Source organism: Sorangiineae bacterium MSr11367, assembly GCA_037157805.1.
GTDB lineage: Bacteria > Myxococcota_A > Polyangia > Polyangiales > Polyangiaceae > Pendulispora > Pendulispora rubella.
This window is the reverse complement of the sequence record CP089983.1, coordinates 11,733,943-11,749,527: the sequence shown is the minus strand read 5'-3', so window position 1 is coordinate 11,749,527 and position 15,585 is coordinate 11,733,943. Positions and strand designations below refer to the sequence as shown.

General features: G+C 63.9%; 15 protein-coding genes. 10 read left to right on the top strand and 5 right to left on the bottom strand.

Annotated features, from left to right (window positions below; genetic code table 11):
* The 5 genes from LVJ94_45700 (at nucleotide 1) to LVJ94_45680 (ending at nucleotide 4,151) form a co-directional block, all read left to right on the top strand.
* Entirely contained in the window at nucleotides 1-501 is a 501-nt protein-coding gene (locus LVJ94_45700; GenBank protein ID WXB10807.1) for an adenylyltransferase/cytidyltransferase family protein, read from the top strand.
* Nucleotides 491-994 (top strand): HAD family hydrolase, encoded by a 504-nt coding sequence (locus LVJ94_45695; GenBank protein ID WXB04189.1) that lies wholly within the window; start codon nucleotides 491-493, stop codon nucleotides 992-994. Before LVJ94_45700 ends, LVJ94_45695 begins: the two co-directional genes overlap by 11 nt.
* A complete protein-coding gene (gene rfaE1 / locus LVJ94_45690; protein ID WXB04188.1) occupies nucleotides 991-1,944 on the top strand; it encodes a D-glycero-beta-D-manno-heptose-7-phosphate kinase in 954 nt (317 codons plus the stop codon). Before LVJ94_45695 ends, rfaE1 begins: the two co-directional genes overlap by 4 nt.
* A 31-nt stretch (nucleotides 1,945-1,975) precedes the next feature.
* Entirely contained in the window at nucleotides 1,976-3,244 is a 1,269-nt protein-coding gene (locus LVJ94_45685; protein ID WXB04187.1) for a glycosyltransferase family 9 protein, read from the top strand.
* Nucleotides 3,245-3,320: 76 nt separating this feature from the next.
* Complete coding sequence (locus LVJ94_45680; GenBank protein WXB04186.1) at nucleotides 3,321-4,151, top strand: FkbM family methyltransferase; 831 nt, start codon at nucleotides 3,321-3,323, stop codon at nucleotides 4,149-4,151.
* 7 nt (nucleotides 4,152-4,158) lie between these two features.
* Here LVJ94_45680 and LVJ94_45675 read toward each other — a convergent pair whose 3' ends face one another.
* Complete coding sequence (locus LVJ94_45675; GenBank protein WXB04185.1) at nucleotides 4,159-6,069, bottom strand: hypothetical protein; 1,911 nt, start codon at nucleotides 6,067-6,069, stop codon at nucleotides 4,159-4,161.
* 192 nt (nucleotides 6,070-6,261) lie between these two features.
* Between LVJ94_45675 and LVJ94_45670 the strand changes: the two genes are divergently transcribed.
* Nucleotides 6,262-7,206, top strand: a complete 945-nt coding sequence (locus LVJ94_45670) for an NAD-dependent epimerase/dehydratase family protein (protein WXB04184.1) — start codon at nucleotides 6,262-6,264, stop codon at nucleotides 7,204-7,206.
* On the opposite strand, the gene LVJ94_45665 is transcribed toward LVJ94_45670, so the two are convergent.
* Nucleotides 7,199-8,206 carry a hypothetical protein gene (locus tag LVJ94_45665; protein WXB04183.1) on the bottom strand — a complete coding sequence of 336 codons (1,008 nt, stop codon included), beginning with the start codon at nucleotides 8,204-8,206 and terminating at the stop codon, nucleotides 7,199-7,201. The two genes, LVJ94_45670 and LVJ94_45665, sit on opposite strands and share 8 nt — an antisense overlap.
* A gap of 84 nt (nucleotides 8,207-8,290) precedes the next feature.
* On the opposite strand from LVJ94_45665, the gene rfbG reads away from it, so the two are divergent.
* Complete coding sequence (rfbG, locus tag LVJ94_45660) at nucleotides 8,291-9,460, top strand: CDP-glucose 4,6-dehydratase (GenBank protein ID WXB04182.1); 1,170 nt, start codon at nucleotides 8,291-8,293, stop codon at nucleotides 9,458-9,460.
* A gap of 7 nt (nucleotides 9,461-9,467) precedes the next feature.
* Here rfbG and LVJ94_45655 read toward each other — a convergent pair whose 3' ends face one another.
* A complete protein-coding gene (locus tag LVJ94_45655; protein ID WXB04181.1) occupies nucleotides 9,468-10,406 on the bottom strand; it encodes a glycosyltransferase family 2 protein in 939 nt (312 codons plus the stop codon).
* Nucleotides 10,407-10,589: 183 nt separating this feature from the next.
* On the opposite strand from LVJ94_45655, the gene rfbC reads away from it, so the two are divergent.
* Nucleotides 10,590-11,120 carry a dTDP-4-dehydrorhamnose 3,5-epimerase gene (rfbC, locus tag LVJ94_45650; GenBank protein WXB04180.1) on the top strand — a complete coding sequence of 177 codons (531 nt, stop codon included), beginning with the start codon at nucleotides 10,590-10,592 and terminating at the stop codon, nucleotides 11,118-11,120.
* Here rfbC and LVJ94_45645 read toward each other — a convergent pair.
* The gene (locus LVJ94_45645) at nucleotides 11,117-12,007 is read right to left on the bottom strand and encodes an SDR family oxidoreductase (GenBank protein ID WXB04179.1); all 891 of its coding nucleotides are present in this window, start codon (nucleotides 12,005-12,007) and stop codon (nucleotides 11,117-11,119) included. The two genes, rfbC and LVJ94_45645, sit on opposite strands and share 4 nt — an antisense overlap.
* 133 nt (nucleotides 12,008-12,140) lie before the next feature.
* Between LVJ94_45645 and rfbF the strand changes: the two genes are divergently transcribed.
* Both rfbF and LVJ94_45635 read left to right on the top strand, forming a co-directional pair.
* Nucleotides 12,141-12,941, top strand: a complete 801-nt coding sequence (rfbF, locus tag LVJ94_45640) for a glucose-1-phosphate cytidylyltransferase (GenBank protein WXB04178.1) — start codon at nucleotides 12,141-12,143, stop codon at nucleotides 12,939-12,941.
* Nucleotides 12,934-14,337, top strand: a complete 1,404-nt coding sequence (locus tag LVJ94_45635) for a DUF2029 domain-containing protein (protein ID WXB04177.1) — start codon at nucleotides 12,934-12,936, stop codon at nucleotides 14,335-14,337. The genes rfbF and LVJ94_45635 overlap by 8 nt, the downstream gene beginning before the upstream one ends.
* Here the strand turns inward: LVJ94_45635 and LVJ94_45630 are convergent.
* Entirely contained in the window at nucleotides 14,235-15,506 is a 1,272-nt protein-coding gene (locus LVJ94_45630) for a class I SAM-dependent methyltransferase (protein WXB04176.1), read from the bottom strand. The genes LVJ94_45635 and LVJ94_45630 overlap by 103 nt on opposite strands.
* Between the last annotated feature and the right edge of the window lie 79 nt (nucleotides 15,507-15,585).

Sequence of the window (15,585 nt, the reverse complement as noted above, 5' to 3'; positions counted from 1 at the left end):
GTGTCGCGTTCCGCCAAGGAGGTCGACTTGGCGGAGCTGATCGAGCTTCGCCGCATCTGGCGCGCGGAAGGTCACACCGTCGTTTGGACGAACGGGAACTTCGACGTCTTTCACATCGGTCACCTCGAATCCCTGCGTGCCGCGCGAAAGTTCGGGACGGTGCTGGTCGTGGGCGTCAATTCCGACGAGGCCATTCGCGTCGCCAAGGCGGCAAAGGCCCATGCCCGGCCCGTGTTTCCCGTGGCGGAGCGCGTCGAGGTGCTCGCCGCGCTCGAACTCGTCGACCATGTTCTCGTCTTCGACGAAGCGACCCCGGAGCACGTTCTGTCGCTCGTTCAACCGGATGTCCATTGCAAGGGCGCCGACTACGCACCTCCGAACGGCGCCCCCATTCCGGAGGCCGCCACCGTCGCCGCGTACGGCGGGCGCGTGGAATTTCTGCCCCTCGTCCCGGGCCGCTCCTCGACCGACACCCTTGCTCGTCTGATCGATGGCTCGTAGAGCGCTTTTTCTCGACCGCGACGGGACGGTGATCGTCGATACGGGCTACCCGCGCGATCCGCGGAGCGTGCAGCTCTTGGACGGGGCCATCGCCGCGATGAAGGAGGCGCGCGATCTCGGCTATGCCCTCATCGTGGTCAGCAATCAATCGGGCGTGGCACGCGGAATCATCACGCCGGAGCAACTCGCATCCGTGCACAGCCGCATGGTCGACCTTCTCGCGGCGGAAGGCGTCGTGCTCGACGGCGCGTACTATTGCACGCACGGCCCGGACGACGGCTGCATCTGCCGAAAGCCGCGTCCGGGATTGATCGTCGATGCGGCCCGCGAACACCAATTCGACCTGGCCGCGTCGCTCCTCGTCGGGGACAAGGCGAGCGACGTCGCCGCCGGGGAGGCTGCGGGCTGTGCCTCGTTCCAGCTCGGGACGTGGGTGGAGGCCCTGGCGTGGGTGCGCGCTCGGTCGCGTGGTATCGGTGGGAGAAACGGATGATCGTCGATCTGGCCAAGCTCTTGGGGCGTCGTGTGCTCGTCATCGGGGATCTCATGCTCGATGAGTTCGTGGACGGCGAGGTGCTGCGCATCTCGCCGGAAGCCCCCGTTCCCGTGCTCGAGGTGACCGGCCGAACCCACCGCCCCGGCGGTGCCGCGAATGCCGCGGCCAACGTGGGAAGCCTCGGTGGGCGGCCCGCGCTCGCGGGGATCGTCGGCGCGGATCGCGAAGGCGACATCTTGCAGCGGGAACTCCGTGCGGGCTCCGTGGACCTCGCGGCGATCGTGCCCGATGCGTCGCGGCCGACCACGCACAAGATGCGCATCATCGCGCGCGGGCAACAAGTCGTGCGCATCGATCACGAATCCCGCGAACCCCTCGCGGAGTCCGTTCACGGGGAGCTGGTCGCCCGGTGCGTTCGGGCCATGGCGGATCACGACGCGTGCATCATCTCCGACTACAACAAGGGTGTCGTCTCCCCCGCCTTGTGCAACGCGGTCATCCAGGCTGCGGGCGGCAAGCCGGTCGTCGTCGACCCCAAGCGGCGCGATTTCAAGGCGTACCGCGGAGCCACCGTCGTGACCCCCAACCTGAACGAGCTGGAGGCGGCGACGGGTATCGCTGCGAACACCGACGACGATGTCGTGGCCGCCGGGCGGTCTCTGCTCGCATCGCTCGGAGGCGGCGCGGTTCTGGCCACACGCGGGGCCCGCGGGATGACCCTCATCGTGCCGGACAAGGCTCCCCTCCATCTGCCGGCCACGGCGCGGGAGGTCTTCGATGTGACCGGCGCGGGGGACACGGTGGTGAGCACCCTGGGGCTGGCCCTGGCCGCCGGCGTTCCCCTCGACGTCGCCGTGGCGGTCGCCAATCAAGCGGCCGGAATCGCCGTTGGGAAGAAGGGGACGGCCACCGTTTTCGCCCACGAGCTTCAGAGGGTTTTGGGCTAATTTTCAGCGTAACCGGTATCCCGAGGAGCCCATGTTCAACGTCAGTGTGATGCGGTGGATCGACGACAAAGCGGGCAATCTGGCCTGCAACGCGTTCGCGCTCAAGAAGCGGCTTCTCTCCGTTCTGGAGCGCACGAAGGGCGGCGCGCCCCAAGAGTTCAAGAAGATCGCCGTGATGAAGTTCTTCGGGTTCGGCTCGGTCATTGTTTCGTCCCCCGCGCTCGTGGCGCTGCGCGAGAGCTTTCCCGAGGCGGAGATCCTCTTCGTCACGTTCAAGTCGAACAAAGAGATCCTCGACATTCTGAACATTGCCGATCGCGCGCTCTTCATCGACACCTCGAACTTGCCGTCGTTCGTGGCCTCGACGCTCGAGGTTGCGGCCAAGTTGCGCCGCGAGAAGGTGGATCTCGCGCTCGATTTGGAATTCTTTGCCAAGTTCCCGCTGGTGCTCGCCAACCTGGCGGGCATCAAACTGAGCGCCGGGTACTACCTCACGCAGGAACATTGGCGCCGGACGTTGCTCGACGTGCCCGGTTCCTACAATCACTATTTCCACACGAAAGACATCTTCCTTTCGTTGGTTTACCTGCTTCGGACGGGCGATCTTTATTATGTGGGGTTCGACGCATTTCGAAAGCGGTACAAGTACCCGAACATCGAAATACGCCCGCAGGACTTGGAGCGCGTGCGGACCATCCTGCGGGAGAATGGCGTCGACGGGGACGTCATCGTGCTGAATCCGAATTCCTCGGTCGACCTCGCGCCGGAGGTGCGAAAGTGGCCCGAAGAGCGCTACGGCGAATTGGTCGATCGGATCCTGGCCGAAAACCCCCAGGCGCACGTGGTTCTCATTGGTGCAAAGTCCGAAGCGTCCTACGTGGGCCGGGTGCGCGCGCATGCCCATGGCGATCGCGTCGTCTCGCTGGCGGGGAAGCTGACGTTGCGGGAGCTCGCCGCGCTTTTTTCGATCACGACGTTGTTCGTCACCAACGACAGCGGTCCCATGCACCTCGCGTGTTTGACCGATACGCCCATCGTCGGCCTATTTTTCGGCGACACACCGACGCTCTTCGCGCCGCTGGCGTCGCGCGTCGAGGTGGTGGCGCCCTCGCTGTACTGCATCCCCATGTTCACCGTGTACAATGGGAAAGACGTATTTGCGGGGCGGCCCGCCGAAACGGTGCTCAACGTGCCTGCCCAAACGGTATCCGTGGACGACGTCATGGCGAAGGTGCGGTCACTGATGGCCTTCGTGCAATCGTCGAACGATCTCGATAGCGATCTGCCAACCGTTCACTAAAGCGCGGCATGGGAAGAGCTACTTCCCATGCCAACGCATCGACTTCTTCGAGCAGTGATTGTGCTACAGACGACCCATGCTCGGCGTCCCGAAGAACGAGAAACCTACGTGGCTCAGCCGTCTTGCAGCACGCCCCGAGGTTCACCGCGCGATCCGCACGTTTCGTCTGCAGGAAGTGACGAGCGTGGCGCTGAAGGTCCGGCCCATCAAGCGGCGGCTTCCCAACTCGGGTGCGGAGTACCGCGTCCGCTATTTGGAAAGCTTCCTCATGGCCGACGAGATCTTTCGACGCCGAATCTACCGTGAAGCCTTCGAAGGCCTCGACGTCAGGTCGTTCGTCGACCTCGGGTCGAACGTCGGCTATTTCCCGATTTTCGCCGCCGAACTCACCGGGCGTCGCGATCTCGTGGGCATCGCGGTCGATGGCAATCGCGCGATGACCGACGAGACCCAGTGGCACATCGATCACAATCGCTTTGCCAACGTGAAGGCTCTCTGGGGCATCGTCGGGTATCCCAGCGACGTCAAAGAGGCGACGTTCTATTTGAATCCGTCGAACGTATCGTGCTCGGCCCAGCCGGTGCTCAACCCCGATGTGCCGTCGAAGGGGGCCATCAAAGAGGTGACCGTGCCCACCGTCGATGTGGCCCGCGCCTGGAAAGAGCACGCCGGCGACCAGCGGGTGGACGTTCTCAAGATCGACGTGGAAGGCTTCGAGCGCGAAGTCCTCGGCACCTGCGGCGACCTGCTCGCGCGCACGTCGTCCGTCGTCGTCGAGTGGCACAAGTGGATCGCCTCCGAGGGCGAGGTGGAGTCGCTGCTGCGCGATCGCGGGTTCGAGCGATTCCGCACGATCAGCGAGGATCCGTATTGCGGAGTCGCCGTGTACCGCCCGCGCGCGTCCTAATGCTTCGCTAGGGCGATGGGCTCTGCGCCGGCGCTCCGCCATGGTCCTGCGCGGGGCGTTTGCCGGCCATGCTCCTCCATCGCGAGATGGCTCCCCAAATGGGCCGCCACCAACACGCGAGGACGGTGAGGAGAAGCAATGCGAGACCCAGATTGAGGGTGCGCGGATAATAGCGGAAAACCATGCGCCCATGCTCTTGCGGCACGGGCGCGGCCACCAGGTGATCGACGTCGCGCACCGGAACGCCATTGGCTTTCCAGCTGGAGTCCCAATTCATGTTGTAAAAGAGCATGTCGCCGGCCTTCGCGTGATCGTATTCGACCACCGCGTGATTTGGTGACCACTCCGTCACGACGGCCGACGCACTTCCGCGGAAGAACGCCTCGCCTTTGTATCCCGGCGTACCCTTCGCCATGGCCCCTTTGTCGATGTCGCCGATGCCATAGCAGTCCACCGTGCCCGTATTTTCACGCATGGCGATGAGCACCGAGCTGTCCCAATCATTGGGGACGTACCGACCATGTGGCTTTCTCGCTTGGTAGAACGTCGAGCTGGGGGGTTGGACATCGATCATCAGCTTCGAAAACGAGCCGGTCGTCGACTTCGCGCCCACGCCCGTGATGTCCAAGGCCACGACGACGATGGGGACGAGAAGCACGAGATCGAGCCAGGGGCGGCGCGCAAGGAGCGGATCGAACCGGCGCCCGGCGAACGACGCGAAGGCAACGCCAAGCAGAAGAACGGCCGGCTCCATGAAACGGGATGGAACCCTTTGCGACGAAAAGACGGGCATATGGTGGAGCAAGGTCCACGGTGCCCAATCGTGGAATCCGCCGAACGCACAACCAAAGAGGAACACCCCGATGATCTTGAGCACGATGGCCCGCCGCTCGAGGCCCAAGAGCGCGCCGAGCGCAATGACCGCCACCCCGGCATATCCGATGTAGAAACCGTATTCGTGCCACGCCCACGTGGGCGTATTGAAGGGAAAGCTCGTCCAAGATTGGTTATGGTTGGTGAGGTATTCCCATGTTTGCTTGATGTTCGTCGACTCCCACACGCCGGTGGTCGTCGTCCGCGGATACCGCGACATGAAGTCGGCCACGGGAAGAAGCTTGGGCGCGGAAAAGCCAAACGCCGTGGTTCCCACGATGACGAGGGCGAGCAGCGGCCGCAGCTGGAGCCGCGCCAGGGCCATCCCCATGGCGTACAAGCTCAAGATGAGCGCGATATGAGGTGCGGGGTAGACGCCGCCCCAATAGATGGTGCACGACAGGCAGAGCCCCGCATAAATGGCCCTGCGGAGTTTCCCCTCTTCGAGTGCGGTGTCGAAGAAGTACAACGCGAGCGGCAGAACGGCGTACTGCAAATGCCACGTATGGCCGGTCGTCGCTTGCAAGGCCCAGCGGCCATTGAGGCTGTAGAGGACGCCGACCAACGCGCGCACGGCGACGGATCGCGTGAAGCGCCCCGCCAGCAGGTAGCACGCACCGAACGCGAGGCACGTTTGACCGAGGACCTCGACCCTCGCGGCAACTTGGATGGGCAACGCGAGGTACGCCGGGAGATACGGGGACACCAGCGAGGGGGCGGACTCGGAGTATCCCCAGGCCGGCGCACCCCCGCAGAACCACGGATGCCACCAGGGCCCCTCGAAATAGCGCAACGAGATGGGAACGATGGCGCGGTAGGCCAGGTGCGCTTCCCAATCGTGCAGGCCATAGGCGCGCGTGTTCTCGAACATCGGTCCCACGAGGCGCCAGACGGCGATCCCGATGCCGAGCACCATGATGAGCCAGGTCGCCAGCTGGATGCGTCCATCGCGATGCGCAAGCCGCGCGCGAAACGCGCTCATGGCGCGGCCAATGCGAAGGCTCGCCGGGGTGGGGGACGTGGTGTCTGTCGAACTCGACTTCATGAGGCGGGCAAAACCTTAGTCGAATCGATGGTCGAGGGCAGGGGCTGAGGAAGAAATGTCGAGCTTCGCATGTTCCGAGCGGGCGTGAACCTAACATGGCCGCTCACTGACTTCATCGGAACGATCCCCGCGGGCATCGGCCGCGTAGCACGGCTTTCGCTTCGACGGCGGCCCGAGTAGGCTTGCGCGAAGATGCGTATCGTCGTCACTGGAGCAGCAGGGTTCGTGGGATCGCACTTGTCCGAGAGGCTCGTGGCGCTTGGCCACGACGTCGTCGGCATCGACCGATTCACCGACTACTACCCGCGCGCGGCGAAGGAGAAGAACCTCGAGCGACTGCGCGACGAGCCGCGTTTTTCTCTCTCGGAGGTGGATCTCGGCACGGCGGATCTCGAGCCCGTGCTCGATGGGGCCGAGGTCATCTTCCACCAAGCGGCGCAGCCCGGTGTGCGGGCGAGCTGGGGACGCACCTTCGACGCGTACCTTCGCGACAACGTGCTTGCCACGCAGCGCCTGCTCGAGGCCGCGAAGTCGCGGCGTGGCAGTCCCGTGCGACGCGTGGTGTATGCGTCGTCGTCGTCGGTCTATGGCAACATCGACGAGCTGCCCATGCGCGAATCGAGCGTCACGCGGCCGTTTTCACCGTACGGCGTGACGAAGCTCGCGGCCGAGCACCTGTGCGAGCTCTATCGCATGAACCACGGCATCCCCACGACGTCGCTGCGCTACTTCACCGTGTATGGCCCGCGCCAGCGGCCCGACATGGCGTTTCACAAGTTCATCGTCGCGGCCCGGCGCGGGGAGAAAATCCCGCTCTTCGGCGACGGCGAGCAGACCCGCGACTTCACCTTCGTGGGTGACGTGGTCGAGGCCAACATCGCCGCGATGAACGCGACCGAGGGCGGCGTGTTCAACATCGGCGGTGGCTCCCGCGTCACCATGAACCAGGTGCTCGCGACGCTCGGCGAGGTCGTGGGCCCGCTGAACATCGAACACGGCAACAAGCAACTCGGCGATGTGAACCACACGTGGGCCGACACGACCCGCGCGCGCACCCTCCTCGGCTTCGCCCCGAAGGTCACCTTGGCCGAGGGCCTCCGCGCCGAGGCCGAGTGGCTCTCCGCCGTCTCTACTTAGGCCTCTTGGCGACGTACATTCTGAACTTCCCGGCCTCCGCACCGTTGGGGATGGGACGATCGCTTGCGAGGTAGATGCGGCACCCGTCGGCGCTGAGCCAGCGAGGGGCATCGTTCCACGCACTGTTGAGTGCAGCCACGTCGGCGGTGTTCGTCGGGGGCTCGAACTTCTCCGTGACGCTCTGGCGGCGGGCCACCCAGATGTCGTCTTTTTGACCGCCGGGGCGCGTGGAGGAGAAAAAGAGTGTGAGATCGCTCTGATCGGGAAGCGGGGAGCTATCGGTTGGGGTGGGGCCGAGGTCGACGACCTCCGAGGCGCCGAAATCCGCCCCCCATCGTGCGGATTTGTAGATGCGCGCCGGGGCGTTCTCCCCCGCCTGTGACGAGAAGTAGAGAACGCTGTTGTTGGCGACGGGGGCCGGGGCGCGCTCGATACCTGTCGTGTTGATCTTGCCCACGCCGATCGGCTCGTCGAATGGGACGTCTGGCGAGAGACGCCTCGCAACCATGATGTCGAAGTGGCCGGGGGTTCCCGGCCCGCTGTCGGTGCGAATCGAGCTGAAAAAGAACTCGGTGCCGTCGAAGCTGAGGAATGGGTCGAAGTCCTCGGGCAAGTTGGCTTTGGGGCGGATCCCTTCAAAGAGCTGGGGTGGACCGAACTCGCCGTCCACGTTTTGGCGCTTGGAGGCGTAGATGTGCCACCAGCCGTCCTTTTTAACCATGTTGTAGAAGGTCCGTTCGTCCGCCGAGAGGGTCCCTGACTCCGCATCGGGGAGGTTCACGCTGGGAATGATGGCGGGATCGCCGAACGGCTTGGTCAGGTCGCAGGACCCGGCGTCCGCGGGTGCCGGTGGTGGGATGATCCCGCCGCCGCGATCGGGGCCGGCGTCGGCCTCACCCCCCGAATCCGGCGAACAACCCGCGTGCGTGGTGGCTACCGCCAGAGTGGAAAAAACGCATGCATAAGCAACGGCGGCACGCCGCGAATACAAGCCCCTCATACTAAGGTTACTCGACCACGAAATGGCGCCTGTTGCGAATTTTTCCGCCCGCTGTACCTTCCCGCCCGACCTGGCGTAAGAAGTGTGGAGCTCCAGCGAGGCACCGTGGAGCACATGGCCATGCTCGACCCATCGCAAACCAACGTTCCCACCGGCGAAGAGCTCGAGCGCACGTACCGCGGCCGGCGCGTACTGGTCACCGGCCACACGGGCTTCAAAGGCAGTTGGCTCACATCGTGGCTCCGAGAGCTCGGCGCCCAGGTTACCGGCTTCGCACTCGCACCGGGGACGGAGCCCTCGATGTTCGACGTGCTGGCACTCGAGGAACGCTGCCATCGGCACGTGATCGGAGACGTGCGCGATGCCGACGCCGTTCGAGCTTGCGTGCGCGACGCGGAGCCGGAGATCGTCTTTCACCTTGCTGCGCAAGCACTCGTCCGTGAGAGCTACGAGCGTCCGCTCGAGACGCTGGCGACCAACGTGATGGGGACGGCGCACCTTCTCGAAGCCTTGCGCCAAGAGAAGTCGAACGCTGCCGTCGTCGTCGTGACGAGCGACAAGTGTTACGAGAACCAGGAGTGGGACTACGGCTATCGCGAAGACGAGCCGATGGGCGGTCACGACGTCTACTCGATGAGCAAAGGCGCCGCCGAACTGGTCGTATCCAGTTGGCGCCGCTCGTTCTTCGAGCCAGCCATTGCCGCCGGCACCGAGGGCGTGTGGTTGGCGTCCGCGCGTGCCGGAAACGTCATTGGAGGCGGCGACTTTGCCAAGGACCGCATCGTGCCGGACGTCTTGCGTGCCTTGAGTGCCAAGCAGCCCGTGTTCGTGCGCAACCCTCGATCCGTCCGGCCCTGGCAGCATGTTCTCGAACCGCTCGGCGGCTATTTGCTGCTCGGCGCACGCCTTTGCACCGGCTCGGCGGAGGAGCGCTCCCGGATCTGCCAAGCGTGGAACTTCGGCCCCGAGACGGGCGATACGCGAACGGTGGCCGCCCTGGTGGAGTCCTTCATCCACTCGTTCGGAGAGGGCGAGTGGAAGGACGGCCATCGCCCCGGCGAACTGCACGAGGCCAAGCTGCTGCGTTTGAGCATCGAAAAGGCGCACGCACGCCTTGGCTGGCGTCCCCGATGGGCCTTTCCGCAAACCGTGCAGGCGACGGCGTCGTGGTACGCCGCATGGCACCGCGGGGCGGGGCGTGACGAGCTTCGGAACCTCACGGCCGAGCAAATACGTCAGTACGTGCTCGGCTGAAAGGCGCTCACTGCCTTGATTCCAAGGGCAGCGACGACAACTTCTCGTCGACGACATAGAGAGGCAATTCGATCGTATCCTTGTAGACGCGCGCGAGGTAGATGCCCAGCGTGCCCGCGGCTAGGACGAGCCAGCCAGCGTGCAGCGCCATGAAGGCAAACAAGACGCGGACCATGGTCCGCACCTCGAGGGTGTCGCCTCCGACCAGCAGCGCAATGGCCCCGAGGCAATCGAGGAGGAACCCGACGACCCCCACGTAACCGAGCACGCGCAGCGGCATCGTGGACGACGAGAGAATGCCCCCGACTCCGAAACGCGTCGCCGACACGAGATTGTAGTGCGTCGTTCCGCTGATGCGCCGCTGCCGCTTGTACGGGATTCCTTCTCGGCGAAAACCGACGTAACCGACTTGGCCGCGGACGAAGGGAAACGTCGACTTCGTGGCGAGCACGAAATCACGGACTCGCTTGTCCACCAGGAAGAATTCCGCCATATCGAGCACGATTTCGTGATCGGCCACCATGCGCGTGCCGCGATAGAAGAGCTTGCGCGCGAGGTGCATGAGGAAGAACTCTTCGCGTTTCTCCCGGATTCCGTACGCGACATCGGCGCCGTCGAGCCACCTTTCGATGAAGCGAGGGATCATCTCCGGCGGGTCCTCACAATCGACGTCGATGTTGACGATGGCGTCCCCGCGCGCGGTGCGCATCCCGGCCGTGATCGACGCTTGATAACCGAAATTGCGACTCAATGTGATGACGCCCACGCGCGGATCGCGCGCTTGAATCTTATGAATCTCCGCGAGGGTGCCATCGGTGGATCGGTTGTTGACGAAGAGCAGCTCGAACCGCACTCGGTCGCTCATGAGAGCAATGGCCGCTGACAACCGATCGTAGAAAAGCGGCACCGTCGTCTCCTCGTTGAACACGGGGCAGACGATGGTCACCCGCCGGGGAGCCTGCGAATCGGTAGCCAGGGGGCCAGCCGCGGCATCTGGCTTCGAGTTCGCGATCTTTTCGACGTCCTCAACACTTTGCGCGCCCATGCTCGCGCTGAACCTACTACACTGCGGGTACCGAACGATGGCTTACTTTCCGCCAAGTTCGCCTTGTTTCGGGGATGCGCCACCATGAAATTCGTTCCGCTTTCGCTTCACGGCGCCTACCTCATCGAACTCGAGCGGCTGGAGGACGAGCGTGGTTTTTTTGCGCGCACCTGGTGCGCGCGGGAGTTCGAGGCACACGGTTTGAACCCCCGCCTCACCCAGTGCAATCTCTCCCAAAACGCCAAACGCGGCACCCTCCGGGGCATGCACTTTCAAGCCGCCCCGCACGAAGAAGCGAAACTCGTCACCTGCGTTTCGGGCGCTATCCACGACGTTATCGTCGATCTTCGTGCCGGGTCACCGACCTACCGCCAATGGATCGCCGTCGAGCTTCGAGGCACGGGCGCCACGTGGCGTGGCTTGTACGTCCCCGAGGGGTTTGCCCACGGGTTTCAGACATTGCTGGATGATTCCCTCGTCTTTTATCAAATGAGTGAGTTCTTCGCACCGGAGAGCGCTCGCGGAATCCGATACGACGATCCGGGACTCGGTATCGAGTGGCCCATTCCGGGGCCTATCGTCTCCGTCAAAGATCGCAGTTATCCGACGCTCTAAGCGGGCCCCAGGAGCCGTTCGCGTTCGCGACGAAGGATCTGCTCCACGGGCTCCTGCTCCAACGTGCAGCGCTCACTGACGAGGTCGACGCGCTCGGGCCGTGGTGCGATTTGGCCAGCTTTTGCAGCGTCCACTTCCTCGACATGGAGTGCCGGTAGGCCCAAGTTGGTCACGATCGCCTCGGCCCATTCCGCCTTCGTGAGAGCTCTCCTTCCCGCGAGATGCACGACGCCCGTCATGCCACGCCCGAGAAGGCTCAGCGTCGATTCACATAGCCAATCGCTCCAGGTGGGACATCCAGCTTGGCCCCGCGGCACTTCGAGGGGACGACCAGTGTTCGCGAGATCGATGACGCGATAAACGAAGTTCTTCCGTCGCAGCTCCGCACCGAAAACCCAGGCGGTGCGTACGATGAGTGCGTTCTCCCGAGCGAGCAACAACTCTTCGGCGGCTCTCTTGTGACGCGCATACACGCTCGGTGGATTCGGGGGATCGCTCTCCACGTAACGCGCGCCAGGTTTCGCGCCGTCGAAAACGTGGTCCGTCGAATAGAACACGATTCGCGTGTTGCTCAGCGCGCGCTTCGCGTCGACGAGCTCCACGACGTTTCGTACCGTATCGACGTTCTCGCGTTGGCTGCGCGCGGGATCTTCTTCGCATCCGTCCACGTGTGGCCAGGCCGAGCCAATCACCACGATGTCGGGCGCCGTTTCGTTGAGGACGCGCTCCAACGCGGGCGGGTCTTGCAAATCCAACGCAACGGTGGCTTCACCGAATACCCGTCGTGCGCTGCCGATGACGTCGAGTCCGCGCGCTCGAGCCCGACGCACGAAGGCGCTTCCGACCAGGCCGGAGGCCCCGATGACCAAGACACGTGCCGCGTTCATTCTTCGATGACTTAGCATGACACGCCACACCCCCAGGCTGAGTCCGTAGCGGCGTCTCGGGCACGCGTACCGTAAGGGCGGAAAAGACGGCAGCTGTACCTCCAACCCGACCTGGCGTAAGAAGTGCGTAATCATGAAAGCGGTCATTCTTTGCGGCGGGCAGGGAACACGGATTCGCGAGGCGAGCGAGGTCCTGCCCAAGCCGATGCTTCCCATCGGCGGGAAGCCCATCGTTTGGCACATCATGAAGAGCTACGCGGCCCATGGTGTGAACGACTTCGTTCTTTGCTTGGGATACAAGGGCTGGCTCATCAAAGAGTTCTTCCTCAATTACCGTGCGATGACGACGGACCTCACCGTCCACCTCGGCGAGCGGAGCGATGGGCTCCAGTTTCACGGGCGGCACGCGTCGGAGTCGTGGAACGTGACCCTCGCCGAAACGGGCGAGCACACGATGACGGGCGGGCGTGTCGAGGCGGTGCGGCGCTACCTCGATAAGGAGGAACTCTTTCTTCTCACCTACGGCGACGGCGTGAGCGATATCGATATCGAAAAGCTGGTCGCGTTTCACCGGCAGCACGGCAGGGTCTGTACGGTCACCGCGGCGCGGCCGCCGGGACGCTTTGGCGAGATGGTGCTCGATGGTGGCAGCGTGCGCGAGTTCAATGAAAAGCCGCAGGCCAGCGAAGGCTTCATCAACGCTGGCTTTTTCGTCTGCGATGCGCGCCGCATTTGGACGTACCTCGACGGCGGCCCGGGCACGATTCTCGAACGCGAGCCCATGCAGCGACTTGCGCGAGATGGCGAATTGATGGCCTACGCGCACGACGGCTTTTGGCAGCCGATGGACACCATGCGCGAATACAACATGCTCAACGACCTCTGGGCGGGCGGCCGCGCGCCGTGGTGCACCTGGAAGAACCCCGATGAGTGAGGCTGCCCTTCCCACCGGACCGCGCGAGACCGTCTTTCTTTTCGGCTTCACCTACGTCATCGGGATCGTCAACCTGATGACCGCGGGCATTTACGATGGACCGCTGGCCGAGCCGGCGCTTTTCATGGTGATGCTCAGCCTGGGACTTTTGGCTGTCCTTTATTGGAAACTGTTCGGCGCCCATCGGCCATACGGCGACGATGCTCTGCGCGTGCCGCTTTTGGTGCTGACGGCGGCCTTCATCGTATTTTGCGCAGCGACGGCGGGCGATCGCCGTCTTTTGATCCACGGGCAGGCCGAGCCCACGTTGATCCGCATCGTTCAAATGGGGCAGATTGCGCTGCTCCTGAGCTACGTGCCGGGCATTTGGACGGGCAAGCGCGATCCCAAGACCTGGAACACGGTTCGGTTCACGATCTTTCTCGCGATGTTTCTCGTGGCGGGCATCAGCGTGCTGCACCTGTCGCCGAACCCGGCGGTGGACATGTTCTGGTGCCACACGGAGGGCGCGCGCGCGATTCTGGACGGGAAGAATCCGTACCTGATCGAGAACGTCCACATCGAGGATCAGAGCCGACCGGGCAATCCGCTGATTGCGTTCATCTATCCGCCCACGCCGGGCTTCCTCAGCGCCGCGGCGCTGCTGCTCGGCGGGGACGTGCGCTGGGGCATGCTCGTCGCATTCTGCATCACCGCCGTGGCGATGCGGGGCATCGTGCGGCAACGCACGCCGAACGCTCCGCCGCTCTTGGAGGACGCCCCGGCGTTTCTCATTTGCTTCGCGCCCAAGACGTACTTTTTTCTCGAGAGCGCGTGGAACGACATTTACCCGCTGATGTTCGTCGCACTGGCGGTGCTCGCGCACGTGCGCGGCCGCCGCTACCTCGCCGCCATCTTCGTGGGGCTGACCATCAGCAGCAAGCAGTCGATGATTTGGTTCGTCCCGCTGGCCTTCCTGCTCCAGTTCGACCTTCGCCAGTGGGTCACGTTGTTTGCGGCCGCGGGCGCGCCGCTCGTTCCCTTCATGCTCTGGGATTTTCACGCGCTCAAGTATTGGCTGAGCGACCACTTCCTCGTCTACCCGCCGCGCCCTATGGCGCTGAGCCCCATGGCCTGGCTCTCGCGGCACTTCGGCATCGGCCAGACGAAGACTCCGCCTGGGATGCTGATGGCCGCCGCATGCTCGGTGTACGCCGCCTGGAAGGCGCCGCGTACACCGTATGCCTTTGCGCTGGCGGCGACCTTGGCCGTGTTCTGCTTTTATCTGTTCAACCGATTCATGTGCTTGAATTACTACTTCTTCGTCTCGGGCCTCGCTGCGCTAACGGGGGCGGTGGCGACGACGCGGGGCTCGGGAACGGGAAGCACGAATTTGCCGGCGAGCTCCGTTTCGTAGCGGGCGAGCTGCTCGCGGATCTCGTCGAAGAAGTTCCACGCCATCACGAAGAGGTAATCGGGTTTCGCCGCGAAGATGCGATCCGGCGAGACCACCGGAAGGTGCACTCCGGGCATCCACTTGCCTTGCTTGTACGGGCTGCGGTCGGCCACGAAGTCGAGGATGTCTTTGCCGACGTTGCAGTAGTTGGAGAGCACCACTCCCTTGGCCGCGGCGCCGTAGCCGGCGATGGTCTTTCCGCCAGCCTTCAGCGAATAGAGGTACTCCGGGATGCGCGTCTGCAGCGCGCGCGTGCGCTCGGCGAAGCGTCTCAGTGGTGCGATGGTCGAGTAGCCTTCGGCGCGCTCCTTTTCGAGGTAGCGCTTCACGTTGGCCGTGGGCTCCGTGCCGGCCTTTTTGCCGCGGGCGATGAGCGAGCCACCATGCAGGCCGAGATCCTCGACGTCCCACAACACGAGCCCGGCCTCACGGAAAAGTCGGTCGAGCGCGGCGACGGAGAAATAGCTGAAATGCTCGTGGTAGATGGTATCGAACTCCACCTTGTCGGCCATCTCCACGACGTACGGAACTTCCACGTGGAAGATGCCGTCGTCGGTCAGCCAGTGCGCGACACCGCGGATGAAGTCCACCACCTCGGGCACGTGCGCCACCACGTTGCGTGCGATGATGAGCCGCGCGGGCCCCTGCTCCTCGCGCACCTTGCGCGCGGTCTTCGAGTTGAAAAACTCGGGCAAGGTCGGGACGCCCTCGTCATTGGCCACTTGCGCGATGTTCTTCGCCGGCTCCACGCCGTACACGCGGCACGTATCGCGAAAGGGTTTTAGGATGCAGCCGTCGTTGCTCGCCAGCTCTCCCACCAAGTCGCCCGCCGCGAGCGCGATCTCTTTTGCGTACCGCTCGGCGAGTGTGTGGCCGTGGCGCACCACGCTGGACGACATCGAGGAGAAGTAGATGTAATCCTCGAAGATGTCCTTCGGATCGAGCAGGTGCGTGGTTTGAACATGCGTGCACTGCGGACAGAATACGATGGCGAGAGGAAACTTCTTCTCGACGGCAGCGTCGGACTCGCGGCGTAAAAAGCTGTTCACGGGCGGCATGTCCCCGAGGGACAAGACGTCGTGAAGCTCGGTCGATCCGCAGATTCTGCAAACGTCGATGATGCTGGCCATAGGTGCTCCTGGGAGGCTGTCTAACACAAAGCCGGCCAGCCCACGTCGTTCCCAGAGGGCAGCAGGGCCGGCCGAGCCC

Bases quoted from the DNA above. Each gene is read 5' to 3' on its own strand.
- LVJ94_45695 (WXB04189.1), top strand. From the start codon at position 491: ATGGCTCGTAGAGCGCTTTTTCTCGACCGCGACGGGACGGTGATCGTC.
- rfaE1 (WXB04188.1), top strand. From the start codon at position 991: ATGATCGTCGATCTGGCCAAGCTCTTGGGGCGTCGTGTGCTCGTCATC.
- LVJ94_45685 (WXB04187.1), top strand. From the start codon at position 1,976: ATGTTCAACGTCAGTGTGATGCGGTGGATCGACGACAAAGCGGGCAAT.
- LVJ94_45680 (WXB04186.1), top strand. From the start codon at position 3,321: ATGCTCGGCGTCCCGAAGAACGAGAAACCTACGTGGCTCAGCCGTCTT.
- LVJ94_45675 (WXB04185.1), bottom strand. From the start codon at position 6,069: ATGAAGTCGAGTTCGACAGACACCACGTCCCCCACCCCGGCGAGCCTT.
- LVJ94_45670 (WXB04184.1), top strand. From the start codon at position 6,262: ATGCGTATCGTCGTCACTGGAGCAGCAGGGTTCGTGGGATCGCACTTG.
- LVJ94_45665 (WXB04183.1), bottom strand. From the start codon at position 8,206: ATGAGGGGCTTGTATTCGCGGCGTGCCGCCGTTGCTTATGCATGCGTT.
- rfbC (WXB04180.1), top strand. From the start codon at position 10,590: ATGAAATTCGTTCCGCTTTCGCTTCACGGCGCCTACCTCATCGAACTC.
- LVJ94_45645 (WXB04179.1), bottom strand. From the start codon at position 12,007: ATGAACGCGGCACGTGTCTTGGTCATCGGGGCCTCCGGCCTGGTCGGA.
- rfbF (WXB04178.1), top strand. From the start codon at position 12,141: ATGAAAGCGGTCATTCTTTGCGGCGGGCAGGGAACACGGATTCGCGAG.
- LVJ94_45635 (WXB04177.1), top strand. From the start codon at position 12,934: ATGAGTGAGGCTGCCCTTCCCACCGGACCGCGCGAGACCGTCTTTCTT.
- LVJ94_45630 (WXB04176.1), bottom strand. From the start codon at position 15,506: ATGGCCAGCATCATCGACGTTTGCAGAATCTGCGGATCGACCGAGCTT.